Origin of the sequence: Anabaena lutea FACHB-196 (genome assembly GCF_014698305.1) — a bacterium.
GTDB lineage: Bacteria > Cyanobacteriota > Cyanobacteriia > Cyanobacteriales > Nostocaceae > Anabaena > Anabaena lutea.
Genome location: NZ_JACJST010000002.1, coordinates 207,204 through 230,453, shown reverse-complemented (window position 1 = coordinate 230,453; position 23,250 = coordinate 207,204). Strand labels below are relative to the sequence as shown.

The following is a 23,250-nucleotide window of genomic DNA, read 5'->3' as shown; positions in this document are numbered from 1 at the left end:
AATTAATTTGGTTCATACTTATGATGAGAATCAGGATAGCAGAAGTGAAATTTCCTCTGATTCCTGACTCCTAAAATCTGCTGTAATATTAATATTACAACAATTTATCTAACAAACTAGTTGCTAAATCAAGTAAATCAGTATCATAAATATCAAAATTATCAGCTAAAATATCTCTCACAGCAGATGTTCTTTCATCTTCTCTAGAAATCCTCAAACATTCTTCTAAATTTACGGCTAAATCAAACAGTGGCTTGTCTCCCAAATGATACCTAATCTTCACTGCTACATCATCATTACTAACTAGAAATTCCTTAATAGCATCAAATAAAGAATTAGATATTTCATCATCCCCCCAAGTTTCTAGCCAATCTCCTTCTACATCTTCAACATACAGATGAACAAAATTTAGCCCATATTCTAGCCAGTCTTGCTGCATTCTGCGGGCTGCTGCTAAAATTTCAGCAAATTCATCTACTTGAGTAATGCTGTTCATTTCTTGTTGGTTAACCATAAATGCTGTTGTAAGCAAATAAAAATGTGGGCTAAGACGTAGGTATTAGATATCAAAAATTTGATATCAGGAAAAATTCAGATACTTTCCTTCAGCAAGATGATCACTGTTATACAGCGCCACATTTACTAACTGATTGATAAAATCAATTTCTCCGGGATTGTAACTTAAGAACAATCCTCTTTCTATTTCCCACAATTGCAGTGCATTTTGCCACTTCTCATACTTTTGGCGATGAAATTCTTCACTAACACTAGTAACTTGAATACAAAGTGGTTTTTGTTGATGATTACTGACTATTAAGTCTGTTGCCATAGAAAGGTCGGCAATATAGCGCTGCCAAAAACTCCCTTCACGACGAACAATATCTTGAGCTATTAATTTAATAATATCACCATCAAACTGATTAAACTCTCCCGACATGATTTTTTTCTTCCAAATATAAAATTTGGAATCTGTGGAGTTTATCCACCTAGGAAAAAGGTAGCTATACCAATACCTCTCATTTGGTGTCATTTGGTCGAACTTTGCTTTCCGTGCTGCTTCTGAAGGCAAGGATTGAATGATTAGCCAAATTTTAGAATCCGTAATTACTTCTAGGAGAAAGGCAAGGACAAATGGTTTAGCAGTCAGGGAACCAGGCCGAATAAATTTAACCCAACGATTGATCTCATTTAGTCTTGTTGCTAATTGAGGATCTATCAAAGAGGCTTGCTCGGTCAGTGACTTTAGTTTATCCTTTATCTCTTTTGCTTGCAAACTACGCCCTACTTTTCAGTAACTAAAAATTTTCTTAAAAATTTATACCTTTTCTGAGAATAATCTGAATCATGGATGAGTAATTAAATTTTGGTTAAAAAAAAGATTCCATTTCCAATCTCTCCCAATTATTCCTATTGACAAAGTTTTATTTATATGAGAATACAGGTTTCAAACCAGTCAATTGGTGTAAAATACCTATTAACTTAGCGATACACTGTTATCTTACCTTTTCGCAACCTACAAAAGGTGTAATTTGGGATTTGCTAAATTACACTTAATATTTTTTTTCAGCTTTAATCTGCCGTTAACTGCACAACCTGGCTTAATTGCGATTGGTGTAAACTAAGTAACTTGGAGACTTTTACCCACCTTAACGAAAATCTCAACACTATTTGACACAACTCCGTTAAAAATAGTTTTCAGTCACAATATCGTTTGCATAGATTACCATGTCTCAGCCGACTATAGAATCCATCTTACAAGAAAAACGCCTCTTCCATCCTCAGAGTGAATTTTCGCAAAAAGCTCATATCAAAAGCTTAGAAGACTATCAGCTTCTCTATGATCAAGCTAAAGCTGATCCTCAGAAATTCTGGGCAGAATTAGCAGAAACTGAGTTACACTGGTTCCAAAAATGGGACAAGGTGCTAGACTGGCAACCACCTTTTGCCAAGTGGTTTGTCAATGGGAAAATTAATATTTCTTACAACTGTCTTGACAGACATCTCACGACTTGGCGCAAAAATAAAGCAGCGTTGATTTGGGAAGGAGAACCCGGAGATTCTCGTACTCTTACTTATGCTCAACTACATCGGGAAGTTTGTCAATTTGCCAATGTGCTGAAACAGTTGGGGGCAAAAAAAGGCGATCGCATCGGTATTTATATGCCCATGATACCCGAAGCGGCTATTGCTATGTTAGCCTGTGCCAGAATTGGCGCACCTCACAGCGTAGTTTTTGGGGGATTTAGTGCCGAAGCTTTGCGCGATCGCTTAAATGATGCTGAGGCTAAACTAGTGATCACAGCCGATGGTGGTTGGCGTAAAGATGCGATCGTCCCTCTCAAAGAACAAGTAGATAAAGCTTTAGATAACGGCGTTGTTCCCAGCGTCACAGATGTACTAGTCGTACAGCGCACAGGTCAAAAAACACACATGGAACCAGGGCGCGACCACTGGTGGCATGATTTACAAAAAGGTGTTTCCGCTGATTGTCCTCCTGAACCAATGGACAGCGAAGATATGCTGTTTGTCCTTTACACTTCCGGTAGTACCGGCAAACCGAAGGGCGTTGTCCATACCACAGGGGGATATAACTTATACACCCACATCACCACCAAATGGATATTTGATTTACAAGACACAGATGTATATTGGTGTACTGCTGACGTAGGTTGGATTACTGGACATAGCTATATTGTCTATGGACCTCTTTCCAACGGTGCAACTACTGTCATGTATGAAGGTGCGCCCCGTGCGTCTAATCCTGGTTGCTTCTGGGATGTAATTGAAAAATATGGAGTTAATATTTTTTATACAGCACCTACAGCGATTCGGGCGTTTATTAAAATGGGTGAACATTTACCCAATGCGCGGAATCTATCTTCTTTGCGTTTACTGGGAACCGTCGGTGAACCCATTAACCCCGAAGCTTGGATGTGGTATCATAAAATCATTGGTGGTGAACGCTGTCCGATTGTTGATACTTGGTGGCAAACCGAAACTGGTGGGATTATGATTACACCCCTACCTGGTGCAATTTCCACGAAACCCGGTTCAGCAACTCGTCCCTTCCCTGGAATTATTGCAGATATCGTCGATTTAGAAGGTAATTCTGTCCCTGAGAATGAAGGTGGTTATTTAGCGGTTCGTCATCCTTGGCCGGGAATGATGCGGAATGTCTACGGTGATCCAGAACGCTTCCGCCGCACTTATTGGGAACATATTCCGCCCAAAGATGGTAATTATACGTACTTTGCTGGTGATGGAGCCAGAAAAGATGAAGACGGTTATTTTTGGGTAATGGGGCGTGTGGACGATGTGCTGAATGTATCTGGACACCGCCTGGGAACAATGGAAGTAGAATCTGCGTTGGTATCTCACCCTGCGGTTGCAGAAGCTGCGGTGGTGGGTAAACCAGATGAGTTAAAAGGTGAAGAAGTTGTCGCTTTTGTGACTTTAGAAGGAACTTATCAAGCCAGTGAAGAACTGAGTAAAGAACTGAAAAAGCACGTTGTTAGTGAAATTGGTGCGATCGCACGTCCAGGTGAAATCAGGTTTACTGATGCTTTACCTAAAACCCGTTCTGGTAAAATTATGCGGCGTTTATTACGAAATTTGGCAGCCGGTCAGGAGGTATCGGGGGATACTTCGACTTTAGAGGATCGCAGTGTTTTGGATAAGTTACGGGAAGGAAATTAATTTAGGATAGTTTTTCATAACTGTGGAAAATCTGTATGGGGTGGGCAAAATTGCCTACCCTTTATTGTGTGAAGAAAATTATAGCTTGAATTATAATAGGAGTAGATGTAAGAAAATGAGAGATGCACTGGGAGCGAGAGGAGAATCGCTATTTCACCTTTTAATGACGCCGTTTCCCTTGGGTGGTAGTCCCATTTTTAAGCCGCAGTTTTTAGGAAATAAATGGCAGTATCTTGATTTTATTGTTGAATTAGTAGGTGCTGATTCTTATATTCCCTATTTCTTTGTTCAAGTCAAAACTACGAGGCAAGGTTATACTAAAAAAGAGAATCGCCTCAAGGTGAAAGTAGAAGAAGAATCTGTAATTGGTATAGCATCCTATCCAGCACCAACTTATATAGTTGGAATTGATGAAATTCAAGAAGTTGGTTATTTAGTTTCTGCTAATGGAGAAAATTTAAAATCTCTCTCAAGTCTATCTACTAAATTTCCTATTAATAAAGACAATAGACAAATCCTTTGGGATGAAGTCAATAATTTTTGGAGTCAATATAAGAATAAGAATTTAGCTTCGCAATTTTCTGATCAACAATCGAGATAAAACTATGCAAACAGAACAACCTTGGTATATTGGTTTACGTTCAAAAGCTTTAGCAGTTGTGTACTTAACTCGTCGTGATGACTTGATTGTTGATACCGAAAAAAAAGAGCATGATTTAGATATTTTAGTTTCGATTAGGCAAAATGGTAAAAATATTAATAGGATTTTTGGCGTTGAGGTAAAAGCAATAAAATCTAGCCCTAATATCATTCAGAATGATCATATTTTCAATATAGAAGGAGCAGATATAAATGTTCTGCAATCACGATTCATAAAGTGTAATTTTCCAATATGTCTATTTTTCTTTACCCTCGATAATGATAATGGCTACTATAAATGGATTAGCGAACCAATTCTTGATAACGAAAACAGTAACAAATTAAAATCTAATGGAAGTCCAGAATTTAGAAAATTAACAAACGAAGCAATAAATGATATTGTGTCTTTAGTGAATCAATGGTACGAGAATCAACCAACTAATTATGTAATATCACGACGTGAACGTTATCAGGTACGTGATGCTCTAAAACAAATTACACAAAAGCGTGCAGCTAAAGATGATCTAGAACACGCAACAAAAGAGGTGAAACCATGATACAAAAAGTACGTTGTTAGTGAAATTGGTGCGATCGCACGTCCTGGTGAAATCAGGTTTACTGATGCTTTACCTAAAACCCGTTCTGGTAAAATTATGCGGCGTTTATTACGAAATTTGGCAGCCGATCAGGAAGTGTCTGGTGATACTTCTACCTTGGAAGACCGCACTGTTTTAGATAAGTTACGAGAAGGAAATTAATTAATTAGGACAGTTTCACGCAAAGACGCTAAAAAATCCTTTGCGTCTTTGCAATTTTAATTTTTAAATTGTTTATTCAAGTTTTATAAACATTCCAGCAAGATAAATTGACAAAAATTAATTATATAAAAAATAAGTATAATATTTGACATATTTTTTATTATAAATCCTTCCTAAGTAGCAGCTAAAAATCCCCCAATATGGCATTGTAAAAAAAGGAAATTTATAGTTTGTTATTAAATTGATGCCGTAATTAAATTGCTTGCATTGGTGTGAAGAAAAACATAAAAATGAAGGGAAAAATATGCATATACCTGATGGATTTATTTCTGTACCAGTTGCAGGAGCAACTAGTTTAGCGAGTGCGGCAGCTTTGTTTATTGCTTTTGGGCGATCGGAAGAAGCTTTTGGAATTCGTCGCGCTCCCATACTGGGGTTAACCACCGCCTTTATCTTTGCCGCCCAGATGATCAATTTTCCCGTAGCTGGGGGAACCAGCGGACACCTATTGGGAGGAACCTTAGCAGCAATCATCTTGGGTAGTCCTTGGGCGGGAATGTTGTGTATAGCCACAGTTTTAATTATTCAAGCCGTACTATTTGCAGATGGTGGCATTACGGCCTTGGGTGCAAATATTTTGAATATGGCAGTAGTGGGAGTGTGGACAGGTTGGATCTTAACCCAAACCTTACAAAGACTATTTGGGGGTTCCAAGGCGCGTTTACCCCTAGCTGCTGGTATTGCTGCTGGATTCAGTGTCGTAGTCGCCGCTGTAGCTTGTGCAATTGAATTAGCCCTTTCTGGAACAGCACCAGTCAACATAGTTTTACCCACCATGACTGGTGTACATATTTTGATAGGCATTGGTGAAGGTGTGATTACTGGCAGTGTGCTGACTTACCTAGCCACAGCCAGACCAGATTTACTACCAGGAGAAGAAGAAAAGTTTCGTGGGTGGTTGGTTCCCATTGTCAGCATTTTTCTAGTTGCAGGTGCATTGTCTTTAATGGCCTCAGGATGGCCCGATGGTTTAGAAAAAGTGGCAGAAAACCTAGGCTTTATCAACTTAGCCGAGAACGTGCGAGTAATAGTCCCCACACCCTTAGCTGACTATGAAATTCAAGGTTTAGGACAAATCGGTACTAGTATTGCTGGGTTAGTGGGAGCAACGGCTTGCTTTGTAGTAGCTTTTGGAATTGCCAAAGTCATTAAACCAAAGAATGCTTAAAATTTCCTTACCTTTACGCTTGCAACTGTCTCTAGTAATTGTAATTGGGGCAGCTTTATTAAAGCCTTATGCTTGGTCTAACTTGGTTGTGTATGGAGCGATCGCACTTTTGTGGGCTTGGCTATTGCGTGTCCCCATTCGCAAATTAGGCGGGTTACTGGGTACAGAATTAATTTTTCTGTCATTGATAGCTTTACCCTTGGGATGGGAACGAGCTAGTTTTTTGCTCGTGCGTTCCCTAATTTGTTTGATTACCATGAATAGTTTTTTGTTAACTTTACCGCCCCATAGTTTCGGTATCGCCCTCAAAGGCTTACCCGTGCCAGCCCCATTAAAGCAAAATTTACTTTTGGCTGGACAATACTTAGAAATTTTGCTCTCAGAAGTAGCACGAATGCAACGTAGCGCCCAATTACGAGGTTTAAATGGTGCTGGGGGATGGCTACGCTATGCTAGTGCCTCTATGATTGGGGCTTTGTATCTCCGCACTTTAGAAAGAGCAGAACGAGTGTACAGCGCCATGATAGCCCGTGGTTATAACGGGCAATTACCCATAGATTCCACCCTCAGACCAAAAGAACGTTTTATCCTATTAGTAGCTGGGGTAACTGCTAGTTATTTAACCCTCAGTTCCTACTTTAAAGTTATTTGAGTGGTGAATTTTGACATCTTTAACATCTAATCCCCAAACTTCTATTTCTCACCGTCACAATGCTGTGATTGAGGTGCAAAACCTGGTGTATACCTATTCCCACCAGGAACCAGTATTAAAAGAAATTTCCTTTAGCTTGAATGCAGGCGATCGCGTTGCTTTAATGGGTGCAACCGGCTCAGGCAAAAGCACCCTCCTAGAAAACCTCATCGGCTTAAAACATCCCCAAAGTGGTGCAATTTACATCAACGGCACTCTCGTAGAACCAAAAACCTTACCTCAAATACGGAAGCAAGTCGGCTTTACCTTCCAAGATGCCAACGACCAATTATTTATGCCCACTATATTGGAAGATGTTACCTTCGGTCCACGCAACTACGGTGTCTCACCAGCAATAGCAATTGATAAAGCACTGCAATTATTAGCTGATTTTGGTCTAGAAGCCTATGCTCGTCGTTCTGCCCATGAACTATCAGGAGGACAAAGGCGTTTAGCCGCTCTAGCTACCATATTAGCCTTAGAACCATCAATTCTCATACTAGACGAGCCAACAGCCGGACTAGATCCAGCATGGAGAAGGCATTTAGCCCAAGTCTTATTAAAGTTGCCAGTGCAAGTAATTTTAATCGCTTCCCATGACCTACATTGGTTAGGCAGAGTCACTCAACGTGCTTTAGTGCTGTCTGGTGGTTGCATTCAAATAGACAGCCAGATTCAACCGCTTTTACAAGATGGCAAAACCCTAGACCAGTTAGGTTTGCCAGTAGATTGGTAATTCATAATTCGTAATTCATAATTCGTAATTCGTAATTAGGGCTGGCTGAATAAACGTAAAAACACTAATAGATAAGGCTCTCAGACTCTTTGAGGTAAAAAAGTGCAAGGTTTTTCTAGGAGGAGTTTCAAAAAGAAAGTATTTTTAGCGGACTGGGAGGAAAATCTACCGAATTTCCTATCTTCACGAAAAGATTTTTATGGCTTACGCCAAGCTACGCTATCAGCAAACCCTAATTAACTCGAATTACGAATTGGTGGGCTTAATTACCCCACAATCGCTAAATTATTAGCTAGGATTAATGGGATTTTACTGCTGTTGGGAAATTAATAAATTAATGTTCATTTTACATAAGTATAATATTATTGCTCCTGTTAGTCTAAGTATTGCTTTGTTGGTGACTGGTTGTAGTGAGAGTAAAGTTTCCCAGTGTCAACGATTGATCAAAGCTGTCAATCAAGGTACATCATTGATTGATACCAATAAAGGAAAACAGGTAACAACCAGTTTGCAATTATCCAAAGATTTGCAAAATGTTACTAAATCTATTGGGGAACTACGGTTAACAGATCCCAAGTTGAAAGAGTTTCAAAGCAACTTCGTGAAAGTGTTTGATAATCTTAGTCAATCTATTTCCACAGCAGCTAAGGCTCTTGGTGCAGCTAAGACAGCAGAAGCCTCCTCATCAGGTAGAGAAAAAATCCAAAAAGCCAGAAAAGATATTGACTCATCACTGACAGCAGCAGCCACAACTGCTGGTAAACAATCAGATGTCTTCGGGAATCAGCTGAATGAGTATTGTAGTCAATCCCAATGAAGAAGATAGAGATTGCGGATACGACCAAGAGATTCTAAATCAATAATACTTATTGCGTATGAAAGCAGAATTAGTTGAATTAATAGCCCTTGTGATCCAAGTATTACAAATCAATATGCGTTGGATGACTTGGAATTTATTTCTGGCTTTTGTCCCCTTGGCTTTAAGTATTTGGCTGTTTCGCACTAAACGAGGCCGTTCTTGGGTTTGGTGGTTAGGATTTCTAGCTTTCTATGCTTTTTTACCGAACGCACCTTATTTATTGACTGATGTCATTCACTTAATAGACGATATTCGCAGGATTCCATCTATCTGGATAATTACATTAGTATTAATTCCTGTTTATCTGCTAGTAATTCTTAGTGGATTTGAAGCTTATGTAATCTCCCTCATAAATTTAGGTTACTATCTACACCGCATTGGCAAAAGTAAATGGATTTTTGGTGTTGAGTTAATTACTCATGCTCTTTGTGCAGTTGGTATTTATTGGGGAAGATTCTTACGTTTCAACAGTTGGGATTTTATTACGCAACCAGATGCCATACTCACAAAAGGTGTTGAGGAGCTTTTTGGGAAACAGCCCTTGGTAATTATGACTATCACTTTTGTGGTTCTTTGGGGTTTGTACTGGTTAATGAAACGAATTACCTTGGCTTTTGTGAATAAAGGTGTAAATTCACAACCAACTAATCCTCACGTCCCCAAGGCTGAATAATCACTAATTCCTCATCATGTCTAGAGTCGGCTACGCCAAAGTCATTCCAAGAAGGAAAAGCTTAATTTTTACACAGCAAGGATGGAATTTCTCAACAGGATATGTTTGATATCAAATTGCTGTAATTACTTATTCAAAAAAACTCTCCGCGTCACCGCGTCTCCCTATCTCCGCGTCGGCCTTAATTATCAGTCTTTAACCGAACAGGATATGAATGGGTAGAATTACGAATCATGACGATTCTATCTAAAGAAAGGAATATGAAAGTGTAATTTCTTATCAAAAGAAAGATGCAGCGATACCACGACAGAGGTTGAATAAATCTAGATTATTCAAACTTATTGAGGTGGAGTAAATCATAATATGACACTATTGTCTATTGATGAACTCAAAACTTTAGTTGCAAATCCCGAACCCCCATGTGTATCTCTGTATATGCCTATGTATAAAGCGGGGCCAGAGATTCGACAAAATCCTATTCGCTTCAAAAATTTAGTTCGGGAAGCCGAGGAACGCTTAGATGCAATAGGAATAAGCGAAACTGAAGCGTTAAATCTTCTCCAACCAGCTATAGAACTGGATAAAAGCGATTTCTGGGAACACCAAGATCAGGGATTGGTAATTTTTCTTTCCCAAAATTTATTTCGTTACTATTGTTTACCAATTGAATTTCCAGAATTAGTTGTTGTTGGCGAGCAATTTCACCTCAAACCGTTGCTGCATTTAATCAACAACGATGGTAGATTTTATCTTTTGGCTTTGAGTCAAAAAGATGTGAAATTTTTTGAAGGCACAGGTTATAGCCTGAATGAAGTGGAAGTAGAAAATATGCCACCGAATTTAGAAGCGACTCTTTTAGAAGATGATATCCAAAAAGGGGTACAGCATCGCATTGCTACATCTAAAGGGGGAACTGCTAATCCTTTTCAACACCCAGGTTCAGTTCATGGGCAAGGAAGTCCTGATCAAGATCAGCATCAAGTAGATATTTTACAATATTGTTACGCTATTGATGGTGCGTTACATGAGAAATTAAAGGAAGAAAATGTGCCTTTAGTAGTAGCAGGAGTGGAGTATCTGTTCCCAATTTACCAAGAAGCAAATACTTATCCCCATTTGTTAGCAGAAAGTATTACTGGTAATCCAGAAAGTATCAATTTAGGACAATTACATGATGAAGCTTGGAGAATTGTTGCACCTTCATTTCAGGAAAATAAAAAGGCAGCAATAGAACTTTATCAACAATTTGCTGGTGAAGGTAATGGAAAGGCATCTAGTGATATCAAAGAAATTATTCCAGCGGCTTACTATCAAAGAATTGATTCTTTGTTCGTATCGGTAGGTGAGCAGAAATGGGGAAAATTTGATTCAGAAACAACAACTGTGGATTTACATACGGAAGCAGAACCAGATGATGAAGATATGTTAGATTTTGCTGCTGTTCACACGCTGTTAAATGGTGGCAGAGTTTACACTCTTGAATCTGACGAAATGCCAAATGGGGCAACGGTGGCGGCAATTTTCAGATATTGATTTATTGATTTTAAAATGGTGCGTTAGCGACAGCGTAACGCACCCTACAATAACTTCTTTTCTGATTTATTTGGCTTTACTCGGTGCAGTTATCGCTGCGGCTGTGGGTTATGCCGAAGGTGGATTCGACCCCACCCCCAACGACAACAGCGAATACACCACCACCCTTACCGACACAGCCTACCGCTATCAAATTATCAATAATTGAGGCGGATATTGATAATGTAGAAATATTTTTACAGTTGATTATAGTTGTTTACAGTTGGGTTTCGTTCCTCAACCCAACCTACAAGATCAGCGATACAAATGGCGGTGCAACCAAATTTTGCGGCGTGAAGTGCTTAATTCCCCAATTGCTTCCGTGCTGCTGCTAAAATTAACCGTTGTTCAGCACGTGCGATCGCACTATATGTCCTCTCCACGGCTTCCGGTTCCACAGAAATCGAAGTAATACCCCATTCCACCAACTTATCAATAATTTCTGGATATAAGGCTGGTGCTTGACCGCAGATTGAACAAGGAATCCCCCCAGCTTTGGCTGTTTTAATCAATTGAGCGATCGCACCCATAACTGCCGGATGACGCTCATCAAATACACTTCCTAGTTGTCCTTGCTCTCTATCCACACCTAAAATTAATTGCGTGAGGTCATTTGTGCCAATAGAAATACCAGCCACACCAGCTTTAATATATTCTGGCAGTAAAAACAGCACACTTGGTACTTCTGCCATCATCCATAATTGAAAATGGGAACTCTGAGTTAAGCCTGCTTGCTCAACTTTACGGCGGCAAAATACAAATTCTTCTACAGTCCGCACAAAAGGTAAAATGAGACGAATATTGCTGTAACCACGTTTCTGTACAGCAGCCAAAGCCGCTAATTCCAATTCAAAAACAGCAGGATTTCGTAAATAACTCAAAGTACCATGTTCACCTAATATCGATTCGGAGGAAGATGGTTTATTATCACTCAATGATGGCAAATCCTGTGGTCGCCAATCTAAAGACCGATAAAAAATTGGTCTGGGTGCAAAAGCGTCAGCAAATTGCATAATCTGCTCAGACCATAGTTCTAATAATTCTGTGTGTCGTCCATCCAATAGCCAAGCATGAGGATTTTGTCCATCTAAAATGTTTAGCACCATCAGTTCTGAACGTAATAATCCCACTCCATCTACAGGTAAAACTTGCACTTTGGAAATCAGACTCGGCTGACTAAGGTTAACCAGTAGTTGGGTAGCAATCATTGATTGAGAATGTGAAGGTGGTGGAGAAGATATGACTTTCCTCTCTTCCTCAACTTTCCTATCGCCCCACCTGCCGATTTCCCCAACACCTCCATCTCCTCGACTCCGATAAACTTCTCCCCTGTCACCATCAAGCAGTAGTCTTTCGCCAGTTTGAATCAGGTTTGTGGCATTTATAGCACTGACTATGGCAGGAATACCCAATTCTCTAGACAAAATCGCCGCGTGGCTGGTTAATCCACCTTGTTCTGTAATAATTCCCACCACATCATGCAGTAAAGGCAACCAATCAGGAGTAATTGCTGATGCGATTAAAATCACTCCCTGGGGGATTTGTGCTGGTTTTGTTTGTGAACTGACGATTACATAGGCAGTAGCCATCACACGTCCTCTAGCCGCACCTATTCCCTTAATGAAGTATGAACCGGGAATTGCCGATGAGGGGGCGCTCACTTGAGTGATATAGAGTTTTGTTGATGAAGTTTCTTGGGTGATTGTCCACTTCATAGTTAACTTTGTACCTAGTTCACGAACTAGTTGATTTCCTAAAACAATGACTTGTGGCAGTAATTCTTCTGGTAAAGCATACTTTTTTTGTTGGTTCTCACTCAGCAAGTAAGCCAGCAGACAATTGTTATCTACCATTAACACCCTTTTAGACTCGGATTCCTCAACAGCTACAGATGCAGGATCATGAACACGATAGGCGAGAATTTTATTTCCCAAATGTCGTTCTCTGATAACTTCTGTTTTATCTTGGATATAGTAAACATCTGGCAATACTTCGCCGTTGGTAATCGCCACACCTAATCCCCAAGTAGCTTCAATATCCGCGCCTAATGTGTTGGCATTGAATAAACCAGAAGCGATCGCATTTTCTACTGGTTGCACCAATACCGCTAAATTAATTTGTTGTAAGTTAATGCCTACATTCTGCCAGTAGAGTAGACTTCTAGCACGAAACAACTGGCTCCAAGCCTGCTTTAATGCTTGAGCGATCGCTTCTTGATCACAAGGACAAAACACCGACTCTAGCAAGCCAGAGATATTCCCTATCACCTGTGTCGCTGCTGATACTGCTAGGGTGGGACGCAAAATTAAACATTTCTTTTCCCATGTTTGAGCCGCTTGAAAAATCGTACTCACCCAATGCTGCGGCACAGTAGCAGAAATAATTTCCTGACGCAAGCGGCCAGCCACCTGCTGTAGTTGTTGCCAATTAGCTACATCCAAATGTAGAGAAGAATAAGGTAAATCAGCAACTAATGACTCTGAGCTATTGAGGGTTTCTAGAAATTGCCGCCAAACATCCGCCGAAACTACAAAACCAGGCACTACCGGGTAGCCCTTCTGCATAAATTTACTCAAATAAAACGCTTTATCGCCAACTTTGGCGCGGTCTTGTAGTTTAATTTGGTCAAGCCAGTAGAGTTTATCCACTCAATTAGTTAGGTGTCAGTTGTCATACAAGTTCTTGATCAAGAGGTACTTACAGCGGAAAGAGGGATGTGGTTGCACATGACTCATGGTTGAACAAAATACGGATCAGACATCTTCTTAGGTCAATCTTATTGATTAGTGACTTTTTGAAAGTATATTACCAACTAACATAGAATATAAGATTATTTATAGCAATCATAAATTAATTGACCAATAATTCCTTGATGGTACAGAGCAAGCGGATTTATCCGTGGAATCAATCCAAAATCCAAAATCTAAAATCCTGGTAGAGGATGACAAACTCTTACTACATTGCCAGTAATGATTGGCTGAACATCTGTTTTCGGCTATGTCTTGCATTGATCATTGGCGGAATGATTGGCTTAGAACGCCAACTCAGGAACAAACCCGCTGGTTTAAGAACCCATATGTTGGTCAGTTTGGGTTCATCTGTGTTTACTATCATTGCTATCCAAGTCGGTGGAGAACAAATTAGTGCTGATGCTCTCAGCCGGGTGATTCAAGGTATTGCCTCTGGTGTAGGATTTCTAGGTGCAGGAGAAATCTTACGCGAATCTTCTCAACAATCAAACTCATTTGCAATTCACGGACTTACTTCGGCCGCAGCAATTTGGGTTTCAGCTGCTTTAGGAATTGCCTGTGGTTGTGGTTTATGGCAGCTAGGATTAATTGGTGCTGTGTTCACTGTTGTTGTTCTCCATATTTTTAAAAAAGTAGAAAAATAGCATTAGTTATTGGTCAATTTTTATTGGTAATCATGCAAATGAATACTAACTAATTAAACAATGTTAATGCTTTAGCAAAAATTTCTTCTTCCGCTCTTGTTTGGAGAATAGATTTTACCAAATCGATAAATTTTTCATCACAAATATCATCATTTTCTACGGTTTTACTAGCTGCATAAAAACTAACATTGTCAATTTTTAACTCATTGGTAACACCTGTTTGGAGTTGAGTATTTTTAGTATGCCAAGAAAGGGATTTACCACGTAAAGTAAATTGAAACCATACAATTTTATCATTACTTAATTCAAAAAAGATATCAAAATAAGGTTCTCCACCTTGTAACCAAATTCTAACTGTATCTGCTTTTGGAGAGGGTTTGAGTAGCTTTGGCTCAATTGTCCTCAATGATGCACCTAGTAATTCAATTTCATTCTTATCTAATACATAATTTCTGCGATTCATATTTAATCCTATTTCACAAAATACCTGAGCCAAAGGATATGTCTCTACTTATTTACTCCTCCAAAATCAATCTTTTGCTGCCTATTTGTATAAATTTTAAACGTAAGAGTTCAGGAGACGCTTCGCAGACCTATGGCTTACGCCACGCTGCGCTATCGGTTCAGAATGCTGATGAAATCAGGAATAGAGAGAAGTTATATTTTGTCAAAATCATCAAAGTTGACTCAGAAAGCCTTTATTCTCTTGACTTATGTATTCTCTATCCTGAATACTTACTTTTAAACTAAAATGTTATCAACGAATGTAGCGTAAATCAACCAAGCCTTAAAACTTTCTCATCAAAAGCTTGTATAATCAAATTTATTCTATTTTTAATTTCTAATTTTTCATTCCGCAAAGCGGTACTATTTACTAGAGAATTTATTCAAAAATAGCAGATGTTGATAGTTCTCCTGCTTTCACATAGAGAATTTGCGAAGACTTTAACCAATCTTGTTCAAAAGAACCTAAATGAGTAGTAGTAATCAAAGTCTGGAAACGGTCTTGAATAGCCTCAAGCAATTGATTTTGACGGGATGGATCTAATTCTGCTAAGACATCATCTAGCAAAAGTAAGGGTGGCTCGTTAACGACTTCTTCGATTAATTGTAATTCTGCTAATTTTAAAGCCAGAACTAATGTTCGTTGCTGTCCTTGGGAACCATATTGACGAGCAGGTGTTTGGTTAATAATTAATTCCACTTCATCACGGTGAGGACCGACAAGAGTAATACCCCTATGTAATTCTGCCAGAGTTCGCTGTTGAATTTTGGCTAGAAAGGCTTGTTGTACTGCTTCGGGATGATTTTTTTCCAGGGGGACATTCGGTGCATAATTGATTTTGAGAACTTCTGTACTACCACTTATTCTAGCGTGCCAAGCAGCGGCAATAGGTGTTAGTTTTTGGATAGCTCTGTCACGCCTGATAATTACCCTGGTTCCAGCAGTGACTAACTGTGCATCCCAAATAGCAAGTTCTGAATTTTGGCTTTTGACTCCTAACTCCTGACTCCTTTTCAAACAAGCATTGCGTTGACGTAGGACTTGGTGATATTGCTGCAAAATGTGAGCATAAACCGGTTCGAGTTGAATTAAGAGAGTATCTAACCAGTTACGACGACCTTCAGGACTTCCGCGCACTAGTTCTAAATCCAAGCTGGAAAACTCAACTGCATTGATAACGCCAAGAAAATCCATTTGACGACGAACCGTTTCGCCATTAATAGCCACAGTACGACGAGCATTGCGACGTAGTGTCAGGGTTAAGTCACTGATACCAGCTGCTCTTTCTAGGGTGGCATTAATTTGGGCGATCGCTTCCCCATCTTTAATTAAATCACGATCGCGTGCCATGCGGTGCGATCGCAATGTTGCTAATAACTCCACAGCTTCCAACAAGTTCGATTTTCCCTGAGCATTATTACCTACCAAAATTGTTTTGGCAGCGGTAAACTCAATCTTCTGGTCTTGGTAATTGCGAAACTGTCGGACGTGTAGGGTTTTCAGGTACATATTCAAAAATTAAAAATTAAAAATTAAAAAACTTGCGGGGATTTTTAATTTTTAATTTTCCTATCCAAGATTTTAATTTACTGATGATAGTGACAGGATATTTTTTGGTAAACAATTTCGTAAGGATTCGGGATACAGAATGTTTGATATCAGGGAACTCTTAACAGGGAACAGAAGAGAAAATATTCTTCATCCTTCTTTCTTTCCAACTCCTGAATCCTGAATCCTGAATCCTGAATTCTTACACAATTTCCTAGCATCACATCACCAGCATTACCATCATCAACAATTAAAAATTCTAGCTTGATGAAGTTGTAATTCTTAATTTTTAGACAGTTTTTTTACCTCTCAAGCGGAAGAAAATCTTTTCACCTTCAATCCAGACAACCATCAAAGCACTGAACCCAATACAAGTACCTAATTCTGAAAGACTTAGTTCATGAGTGCCAAAGAAATCTCGTAGAGGTGGCACATATACTAGCATTAACTGCAAAATTGTTGTCACGACTACAGCACCCAAAACAAAAGGATTAGACCAAGGATTCATTTCGATGATGAGTTGATTGTTGGAACGAATAGCGATCGCATGACCCATTTGTGCGATACACAGAGTCGTAAATACCATGGTTTTCCAAGCTTCAGGATTACCCTGATACCCTTGGGCATGGGTATGATTATAAGCCCACCACATCAAGGCAATGGTAATAATAGCAAAGATGATACCAATGCGAATCATGTAAGAACCCAAACCCCTAGCAAAAATACTTTCGCGGGGGCTAAAAGGTGGACGCTGCATTACATCTGGTTCTGGGGGTTCTACCGCCAAAGCTAGGGCTGGTAAACCGTCTGTCACCAAATTCATCCAAAGAATTTGCAGAGGAGTCAGCGGCACACCGCCTAAACCAATTAAAGGCGCAGCAGCAATAGTGAGAACTTCGCCAATGTTACTACCCAAAATGTATTTGATAAAACGGCGAATGTTGGTATAGACTACTCTACCCTCTTTAGTAGCAGCAACTATAGTGGCAAAGTTATCATCTAGTAGCACCATGTCGCTGGCTTCTTTGCTCACATCTGTACCTGTGATGCCCATTGCGATGCCTATATCGGCTTGTTTGAGGGCGGGGGCATCGTTGACTCCATCGCCCGTCATAGCCACAAATCGACCGCGACGTTGCAATGCTTGCACAATTCGCAGTTTGTGTTCTGGAGAGACTCTGGCGTAAATACTCACTAAATCAACTTGTTCCTCAAGTTCTGGGTCAGTCATGCGTTGCAATTCTTGACCAGTGAGGACTCTATCATCTTCACGAGCAATTCCCAAATCTATAGCGATCGCTTTGGCTGTTAATTGATGGTCGCCAGTAATCATCACTGGGCGAATACCAGCTTGGCGACATTCTGCTACTGCGGCTCTCACCTCCGGGCGTGGTGCATCGAGCATTCCCACCAATCCCAACCAGACCAAATCTTGCTCTGATGTTTCTTCTGAACCTTCTGGAAGTATTTCCAGCAATGGTTTATAGGCAAAACCTAACACCCGCAAACCTTGACTTGCCATTTGGTCATTGGCTGCCAGAATTTGAGTGCGTTGTGCCTCATTAATAGAAGAAGCGTGATTACCTAAATAAATCTGAGTACAACGAGCTAAGGTTAATTCTGGCGAACCCTTGGTAAACATTAAGTATTGTTCAGATTCTAAAAAGCCAGCGATAACCGGATCAACAGCACTCAAAGACGCATCAGCCGTAGCGACTTCTTGGACTTGACAAATTACACTCATGCGTTTGCGTTCCGAAGAAAAGGGAAACTCAGACACACGGGGTAATTTACTATTCCATTGGTCTTTTTCAATTCCCGCTTTCCCTGCGAGGGTGACTAATGCACCTTCTGTGGGGTCGCCTAAAATTGCCCATTCCCCGGCTTCTTTTTGCAGTACAGAATCATTACAAACGGCACAAGCAACTAGCAAAGCGGGTATTTCTGGACACTCATCTACAGTCACTTTTTGTCCATTTAACTGAAAATCTCCATTGGGAGCATAACCTTCTCCCGTAACACGGAAATTTTGCTGATTCATGTACACTGACTGCACTACCATTTTGTTTTGAGTCAGAGTACCAGTTTTATCAGAACAAATGGTGGTGACAGACCCAAGTGTTTCCACCGCTGGTAATTTACGAATTAAAGCATTGTGGCGTACCATGCGCTGGGTTCCCAGTGCTAAGGTGACGGTAATTACCGCTGGTAAACCTTCTGGGACTACAGCCACTGCCATACTCAAAGAAACTTCTAAAAGTTCTTGTAAGTTACTAAAGCCTCTGGCTTGAATAACACCACCGACAACTACAATCAAAACCAGAATCAAAGAACCAGTTACCAGAACATTACCCAGTTGGGTCATTCGCTGCTGTAATGGAGTAGGTTCACTTTCCACCGACTGCAACATAGCGGCAATTTTGCCTAGTTCAGTTTGCATCCCGGTCTTAGTGACGAGAACCTTGGCGCGTCCTTGGACAACTTCCGTTCCTTGATAGACTACATTCAGGCGATCGCCTAAAGATGTTTCTTCTGGTAATGTGAGAGTTGCCTGCTTATTCACAGCTTCGGCTTCACCCGTTAGTGCCGACTCCCGCACTTGTAAATTAGACTGTTCTATTAAGCGTCCATCAGCCGCTATTTGCATACCAGCTTCCAGCAGCATCACATCCCCAGGTACTAATTCCTTGGCTGCAATTTCTACTAGTTTGCGATCGCGGATGACTCTCACTAAAGGAGAGGTCATTTTTTTCAAAGCCGCTAAAGCTTGTTCAGCACGGCTTTCCTGCACATAGCCCAAAATACCATTGAGGATAACAATCGCCATAATCGCAATTGTGTCTTTGAATGGCACTTCACCAGGTTTTAATGTGCCTTGTCGTAACGCCCAAAAATCTAAAAAACCAGAAATCAGGGCTACACCTATCAGCATCAACAACATGATGTTCTTGAACTGATCTAGAAGAATTTCCCAAGCGCTTCGACCGCCATGTTCTTCTAGTTCGTTAGGTCCGTATTTTTGCAACCTTTGTTGAATCTCTTGAGGTGTTAACCCACTGTCTACGTTACTATCGAGCAGGTCTAACGCTTTATCAACTTCTAAACTATGCCAAGCAGCGGCACCTTCAGGCAAAGAATGAGCAGACATCGTTTAAGTCACAGGAAATGGTTACAAAATTCGATCATAATTTAGTGATGGCAGGAATTCCATCAACTAAAGTTACATTGGGGATGCGGGGACGCAGAGGAGGACGCTCTTAAGCTCTTACGCAGAGAATAATCTGTTGCCTTTTACTAATGATTAACGACTAATGACTAATGACTAATGACTAATAATATGAGTTTTGCACTCCCTAGTTTGACTGTTAGCCAGATGTTTGGCCAAAAAACAATCCGACCGCTTACTGCTGCTACTTTATATGGCATTGCTTTCATCAAAGATAGACTTATTGCTATCGACACGATCAAAGGACATTTATTGGAGATTGACCCGATCTCTGATAACAGTACAATCCTCAATCCCCACCAAGTTAAGGAGTTTACAGAAGTTACAGGTTTAGCTGTCTGGGAAGATACTCTGTGGGTCAGCCGTGATCATAGCGTTTATCTGTGTAAACTTTCCTCTTTAGGTTTAGAGCATTTTGTTACTTTACCTTATATTGCTGATGGCGTTGCTGTTTGGGAATCAACTGTTTATGTTAGTTGTCAAAGACTTGGCTATATTCTAGTTTTTGACCGCGAAACACGCAAAGAAATTACTAGGTTTCATGCACCTGGTGTGGGTATAGAAAATTTGGCCGTAACTCAGGAAACTCTGTGGGTTTGCGATCGCACAGAGCAAAGCGTTTATTCTATGGATAGGGCAACTGGGGAAATTCGATTCAGTGTGCTTACACCTTTTGCATCTCCTACAGGTATTGCAGTACATAGAAATCAAGATACAACGCAGGAAAATCTCTACATCGCTTATGCTACTGAGGAGCCTTATATTCGAGATAACCCCAATGCTGACCCCAGTCATGAGTTAACCTACCGGGATATGACTTTTATTCATCCCCTCTATTATCATTATCAGCCAGATAAACGTTACGCCCTCTCTAATGGTTATCTTATAGAAATGTCCTATGTTGAGGAAATTTCTCCCCTAGACGAGGTTTATTTACCCAATGTAGAATGGCGTATTGCCCTACCTTCAGAAACTGAACGCCAAAAGCTCAAACAAGTTGAACCGATTGGTTTACCCTTTACAGAAGAAATCATTGAGGGGCAACGGGTAGCCGTATTTAAGTTTGATTCCCTCACTCCCGGTGAACGGCATATATTTGGCTGGAAAGCACTTTTAGAAGTCCGAGGAATTAAGTATCGCATCACACCTAAAGATGTTGAAGGACTTCCAGAACCTACACCAGAATTCCAAGCACGCTACTTGGTCGATGATGATGATTTAGCAATGGATACGGCTATTGTCCGTCGTGCTGCTCGTGAAGCAGTTGGTTCAGAAACTAATATGTTACGGAAAATGTACAGCATCCGTAACTACGTCTATGACCAGTTATCATATGGGATTAAGCCATACATTGACACACCAGATGTAGTTTTAGAACGTGGTATTGGTTCTTGTGGCGAGTACGTAGGTGTGTTACTGGCTTTGTGCCGTTTAAATGGAATTCTTTGTCGGACTGTAGGTAGATATAAATGCCCTCCCTATGGAGAACAGCAAGGAGTTCCTCTACAACCTGACTTTAATCATGTTTGGCTAGAGTTCTATATCCCTAATTTTGGCTGGGTGCCAATGGAGTCTAATCCTGATGACGTGGGTGATGCAGGTCCTTATCCCACACGCTTCTTTATGGGCTTATGCTGGTATCATATTGAAATTGGCAAAGGGATAACCTTTGAAACCCTGATCAGTAATGGTAGTCGATTAACTAAGGAAGATATTTCTATTGGCGAATTGGCTATAAATCATATTCGGTTTACAATTCTTAAAGAATTATCGCCTTTTTAACCTAGGAATTGAGTATTGGGAACTTGTAGTTTGCAATGAGGGATTAGGTAAAAGCATTTGTGAATTTGCCCCAAACTCCCCCTTGCCCCAATTTCCCTACCTGTCTTAATCAAAATTTTACTCTCTGGCGGGGGATATTCATGTTCACTTTATTTAACTACTAAGTAATTTTTCGGTATTTACTGTAAGATATTCATATAAGATTCTTCCCTAAAAATATTGAGAAGAAAGTCAGTTAATCATTATTAAAACCGAATTTATACGGTTGACAAGGAAAGTTTAAAGTATGAAAACTAACTTAAGGACGTTTGTAAACGGTAAAAACAGGTGAACAATTGGATTAGTTCTGAATCTGAAACAACTGTGGAGCAAACACCTTCAGCCAAATTGCCAGGTGGTAGACTGGAGTATCTTCACAACTATCATGACTGCTATCAAGAAGAACAGCTAATATATCAACATTTACTTCATTTGGTGCAAATGGAATCTCCCAGCCAAATGATTGAGCGCTTTCGCTGTCTATTCATTGAACGTGCGAATTATCCTGAACCAGAAATTATCTCAATTTTAGACAAAATTACAGGATCTAAAACAGCAATAGAGGATTTTAAATTTTTCCTCAACCGTTGTTGCCATATTTTAATTAATCGCTGGTATATGCAACCGCAACTGCACCATGCTATTGCGGAATTAATCGAATTGTTTGATTCTCCTCCCAATAGGTTAGGAGTAGGTAGTTTTCGCTTGCGAGAAATTAGGCGCTTGCGTGAACTGGTGCAAATTTTTTCGGAAAGTGACCAGTATGTAATTTTACGTCGCTTTACGCAAATAGTTAATCAAACCCCTAAATGGGATAGTAACAAAAATAGCCAGCCCTTAATGAGTTTGATTCGGCGCTATCCCTACTTATATGAACATTGTTTAATTAGCGAAAACGCTACTTTGGAACAAAAAGAAACGATTATACACTTTCAGCAACAGGTGCAGAAAAAATTTGAAATTGATTTATCACAATATGTAACGTATAAAATACGTCAAGTTAATATTATTACAAAAGTTTCGCCATTTGAGGCAAATCGAATTTTACGCCCGATTAATAATCCTACATTGTTGAGTGATAGTGATCTGTATAGCACCTTAAAGCAATTTATTGGTAATGCGGAAGGTGACTGCACTTATCAAGAAAAAGCACAAAAATTTTTAACCCATAGCAGTCAAACTGCCAAATTCCATAGTTTTAAAGATGATTTATATGAATATTTAATATCATCTGTTGATGGACAATATGGCAAACGTCAATTTAATCAACGCTTATACTCTCATTTACAAAATACATTACCGCAAGCTGATGATCAAAATCTCACTGATTTTTTGATCGTCAGAACTTGCAGTCACTTACTAAACTTTTTAGTTGTCAATAGCCAAGCATACCCGCAACATTCAATCTTTTTAGATTTGATCAGTAATCAAGGTACGTTATCCACCATTGGCTTGCTGCTAAAAGTGGTACTTATTTGTCGTAAAGTCAAACCATTTTTAGAAAAAAGATTTGCAATTTTGTTTAACCACTATGAATCGGCTACTACCGATGGTATTGGTTGGTTTGTTGGCACTTTAGAACAATTGAATATTGCGATGAGTATTCATTTTGGTAATATTGATTTATCCTTTTTTAAGCAATTCTGTTAATTGCAGCAGGGAATAGGGAACAGAGTTGAAATTCTCTTTTTATATGGCTTTGTTATTAAATTTTGTATCTTTTGCAACCTGATATCTGCTGTATCAACAGTTAAAGGGTTTAATATAGCTTATTCTATACTTAGCTTGCGTTCTCCTACTTTAAGAAAGCTAGTGTCCTTGTTTAGATCCTCGCCTGAAACTGTTTTTAATTTATAATTAATTTTAATTTTTTATTCAGTGTATTTTTCTGATACAGCAGATTG

At 39.7% G+C, this 23,250-nt stretch carries 19 protein-coding genes and 1 pseudogene; 14 read left to right on the top strand and 6 right to left on the bottom strand.

Going from position 1 to position 23,250, the window contains the following annotated elements; genetic code table 11:
* Positions 1–94: 94 nt before the first annotated feature.
* Positions 95–514 (bottom strand): hypothetical protein, encoded by a 420-nt coding sequence (locus H6G59_RS03255; RefSeq protein ID WP_190711730.1) that lies wholly within the window; start codon positions 512–514, stop codon positions 95–97.
* A 66-nt stretch (positions 515–580) separates the two neighbouring features.
* Entirely contained in the window at positions 581–1,273 is a 693-nt protein-coding gene (locus H6G59_RS03250) for a hypothetical protein (RefSeq protein ID WP_190711729.1), read from the bottom strand.
* A 452-nt stretch (positions 1,274–1,725) separates the two neighbouring features.
* Here H6G59_RS03250 and acs point away from each other — a divergent pair, with 452 nt between their 5' ends.
* From acs to H6G59_RS03195, 11 genes and pseudogenes are all read left to right on the top strand, one after another.
* A complete protein-coding gene (acs, locus tag H6G59_RS03245) occupies positions 1,726–3,696 on the top strand; it encodes an acetate--CoA ligase (protein WP_190711728.1) in 1,971 nt (656 codons plus the stop codon).
* Between the two features lie 22 nt (positions 3,697–3,718).
* Positions 3,719–4,297, top strand: coding sequence for a DUF4365 domain-containing protein (locus H6G59_RS03240; RefSeq protein ID WP_339327918.1), 579 nt, complete (start codon positions 3,719–3,721; stop codon positions 4,295–4,297).
* A gap of 4 nt (positions 4,298–4,301) precedes the next feature.
* A complete protein-coding gene (locus tag H6G59_RS03235; RefSeq protein WP_190711727.1) occupies positions 4,302–4,892 on the top strand; it encodes a DUF4365 domain-containing protein in 591 nt (196 codons plus the stop codon).
* 3 nt (positions 4,893–4,895) lie between these two features.
* A pseudogene (locus H6G59_RS03230) lies at positions 4,896–5,093 on the top strand (AMP-binding enzyme); the annotation flags it as partial.
* Positions 5,094–5,397: 304 nt separating this feature from the next.
* The gene (locus H6G59_RS03225) at positions 5,398–6,321 is read left to right on the top strand and encodes an energy-coupling factor ABC transporter permease (protein ID WP_190711726.1); all 924 of its coding nucleotides are present in this window, start codon (positions 5,398–5,400) and stop codon (positions 6,319–6,321) included.
* Positions 6,314–6,973 carry an energy-coupling factor transporter transmembrane component T family protein gene (locus tag H6G59_RS03220; RefSeq protein ID WP_190711725.1) on the top strand — a complete coding sequence of 220 codons (660 nt, stop codon included), beginning with the start codon at positions 6,314–6,316 and terminating at the stop codon, positions 6,971–6,973. Before H6G59_RS03225 ends, H6G59_RS03220 begins: the two co-directional genes overlap by 8 nt.
* A gap of 10 nt (positions 6,974–6,983) precedes the next feature.
* Positions 6,984–7,748 (top strand): energy-coupling factor ABC transporter ATP-binding protein, encoded by a 765-nt coding sequence (locus H6G59_RS03215; protein WP_190711724.1) that lies wholly within the window; start codon positions 6,984–6,986, stop codon positions 7,746–7,748.
* A gap of 337 nt (positions 7,749–8,085) precedes the next feature.
* On the top strand, positions 8,086–8,565 hold the full coding sequence (locus H6G59_RS03210) for a hypothetical protein (protein WP_190711723.1): 480 nt from the start codon (positions 8,086–8,088) through the stop codon (positions 8,563–8,565).
* Positions 8,566–8,623: 58 nt separating this feature from the next.
* On the top strand, positions 8,624–9,280 hold the full coding sequence (locus H6G59_RS03205) for a DUF1361 domain-containing protein (protein WP_190711722.1): 657 nt from the start codon (positions 8,624–8,626) through the stop codon (positions 9,278–9,280).
* Positions 9,281–9,643: 363 nt separating this feature from the next.
* Positions 9,644–10,813 (top strand): baeRF7 domain-containing protein, encoded by a 1,170-nt coding sequence (locus tag H6G59_RS03200; RefSeq protein WP_190711721.1) that lies wholly within the window; start codon positions 9,644–9,646, stop codon positions 10,811–10,813.
* A complete protein-coding gene (locus H6G59_RS03195) occupies positions 10,779–11,021 on the top strand; it encodes a hypothetical protein (protein WP_190711720.1) in 243 nt (80 codons plus the stop codon). The genes H6G59_RS03200 and H6G59_RS03195 overlap by 35 nt, the downstream gene beginning before the upstream one ends.
* Before the next feature lie 133 nt (positions 11,022–11,154).
* Here the strand turns inward: H6G59_RS03195 and H6G59_RS03190 are convergent, their stop codons facing one another.
* Positions 11,155–13,500 carry a putative PEP-binding protein gene (locus H6G59_RS03190; RefSeq protein WP_190711719.1) on the bottom strand — a complete coding sequence of 782 codons (2,346 nt, stop codon included), beginning with the start codon at positions 13,498–13,500 and terminating at the stop codon, positions 11,155–11,157.
* Positions 13,501–13,793: 293 nt separating this feature from the next.
* Here H6G59_RS03190 and H6G59_RS03185 point away from each other — a divergent pair, with 293 nt between their 5' ends.
* Entirely contained in the window at positions 13,794–14,246 is a 453-nt protein-coding gene (locus H6G59_RS03185; RefSeq protein ID WP_190711718.1) for an MgtC/SapB family protein, read from the top strand.
* Between the two features lie 49 nt (positions 14,247–14,295).
* Here the strand turns inward: H6G59_RS03185 and H6G59_RS03180 are convergent, their stop codons facing one another.
* The 3 genes from H6G59_RS03180 to H6G59_RS03170 all read right to left on the bottom strand — a co-directional run bounded on the left by H6G59_RS03180 (position 14,296) and on the right by H6G59_RS03170 (position 19,447).
* Positions 14,296–14,709, bottom strand: a complete 414-nt coding sequence (locus tag H6G59_RS03180) for a hypothetical protein (RefSeq protein WP_190711717.1) — start codon at positions 14,707–14,709, stop codon at positions 14,296–14,298.
* A gap of 420 nt (positions 14,710–15,129) precedes the next feature.
* On the bottom strand, positions 15,130–16,260 hold the full coding sequence (gene recF / locus H6G59_RS03175; RefSeq protein ID WP_190711716.1) for a DNA replication/repair protein RecF: 1,131 nt from the start codon (positions 16,258–16,260) through the stop codon (positions 15,130–15,132).
* 328 nt (positions 16,261–16,588) lie between these two features.
* The gene (locus H6G59_RS03170; RefSeq protein WP_190711715.1) at positions 16,589–19,447 is read right to left on the bottom strand and encodes a cation-translocating P-type ATPase; all 2,859 of its coding nucleotides are present in this window, start codon (positions 19,445–19,447) and stop codon (positions 16,589–16,591) included.
* A 189-nt stretch (positions 19,448–19,636) separates the two neighbouring features.
* On the opposite strand from H6G59_RS03170, the gene H6G59_RS03165 reads away from it, so the two are divergent.
* Both H6G59_RS03165 and H6G59_RS03160 read left to right on the top strand, forming a co-directional pair.
* Positions 19,637–21,307, top strand: coding sequence for a transglutaminase-like domain-containing protein (locus H6G59_RS03165; protein ID WP_190711920.1), 1,671 nt, complete (start codon positions 19,637–19,639; stop codon positions 21,305–21,307).
* Between the two features lie 327 nt (positions 21,308–21,634).
* Positions 21,635–22,996, top strand: coding sequence for a hypothetical protein (locus H6G59_RS03160; protein ID WP_190711714.1), 1,362 nt, complete (start codon positions 21,635–21,637; stop codon positions 22,994–22,996).
* The last annotated feature ends 254 nt before the right edge of the window (positions 22,997–23,250 follow it).

Coding starts and splice junctions, on each gene's coding strand:
- H6G59_RS03205 (WP_190711722.1), top strand. CDS start 8,624: ATGAAAGCAGAATTAGTTGAATTAATAGCCCTTGTGATCCAAGTATTA.
- recF (WP_190711716.1), bottom strand. CDS start 16,260: ATGTACCTGAAAACCCTACACGTCCGACAGTTTCGCAATTACCAAGAC.
- H6G59_RS03180 (WP_190711717.1), bottom strand. CDS start 14,709: ATGAATCGCAGAAATTATGTATTAGATAAGAATGAAATTGAATTACTA.
- acs (WP_190711728.1), top strand. CDS start 1,726: ATGTCTCAGCCGACTATAGAATCCATCTTACAAGAAAAACGCCTCTTC.
- H6G59_RS03170 (WP_190711715.1), bottom strand. CDS start 19,447: ATGTCTGCTCATTCTTTGCCTGAAGGTGCCGCTGCTTGGCATAGTTTA.
- H6G59_RS03200 (WP_190711721.1), top strand. CDS start 9,644: ATGACACTATTGTCTATTGATGAACTCAAAACTTTAGTTGCAAATCCC.
- H6G59_RS03225 (WP_190711726.1), top strand. CDS start 5,398: ATGCATATACCTGATGGATTTATTTCTGTACCAGTTGCAGGAGCAACT.
- H6G59_RS03185 (WP_190711718.1), top strand. CDS start 13,794: ATGACAAACTCTTACTACATTGCCAGTAATGATTGGCTGAACATCTGT.
- H6G59_RS03195 (WP_190711720.1), top strand. CDS start 10,779: ATGGGGCAACGGTGGCGGCAATTTTCAGATATTGATTTATTGATTTTA.
- H6G59_RS03255 (WP_190711730.1), bottom strand. CDS start 514: ATGGTTAACCAACAAGAAATGAACAGCATTACTCAAGTAGATGAATTT.
- H6G59_RS03165 (WP_190711920.1), top strand. CDS start 19,637: ATGAGTTTTGCACTCCCTAGTTTGACTGTTAGCCAGATGTTTGGCCAA.
- H6G59_RS03210 (WP_190711723.1), top strand. CDS start 8,086: ATGTTCATTTTACATAAGTATAATATTATTGCTCCTGTTAGTCTAAGT.
- H6G59_RS03220 (WP_190711725.1), top strand. CDS start 6,314: ATGCTTAAAATTTCCTTACCTTTACGCTTGCAACTGTCTCTAGTAATT.
- H6G59_RS03235 (WP_190711727.1), top strand. CDS start 4,302: ATGCAAACAGAACAACCTTGGTATATTGGTTTACGTTCAAAAGCTTTA.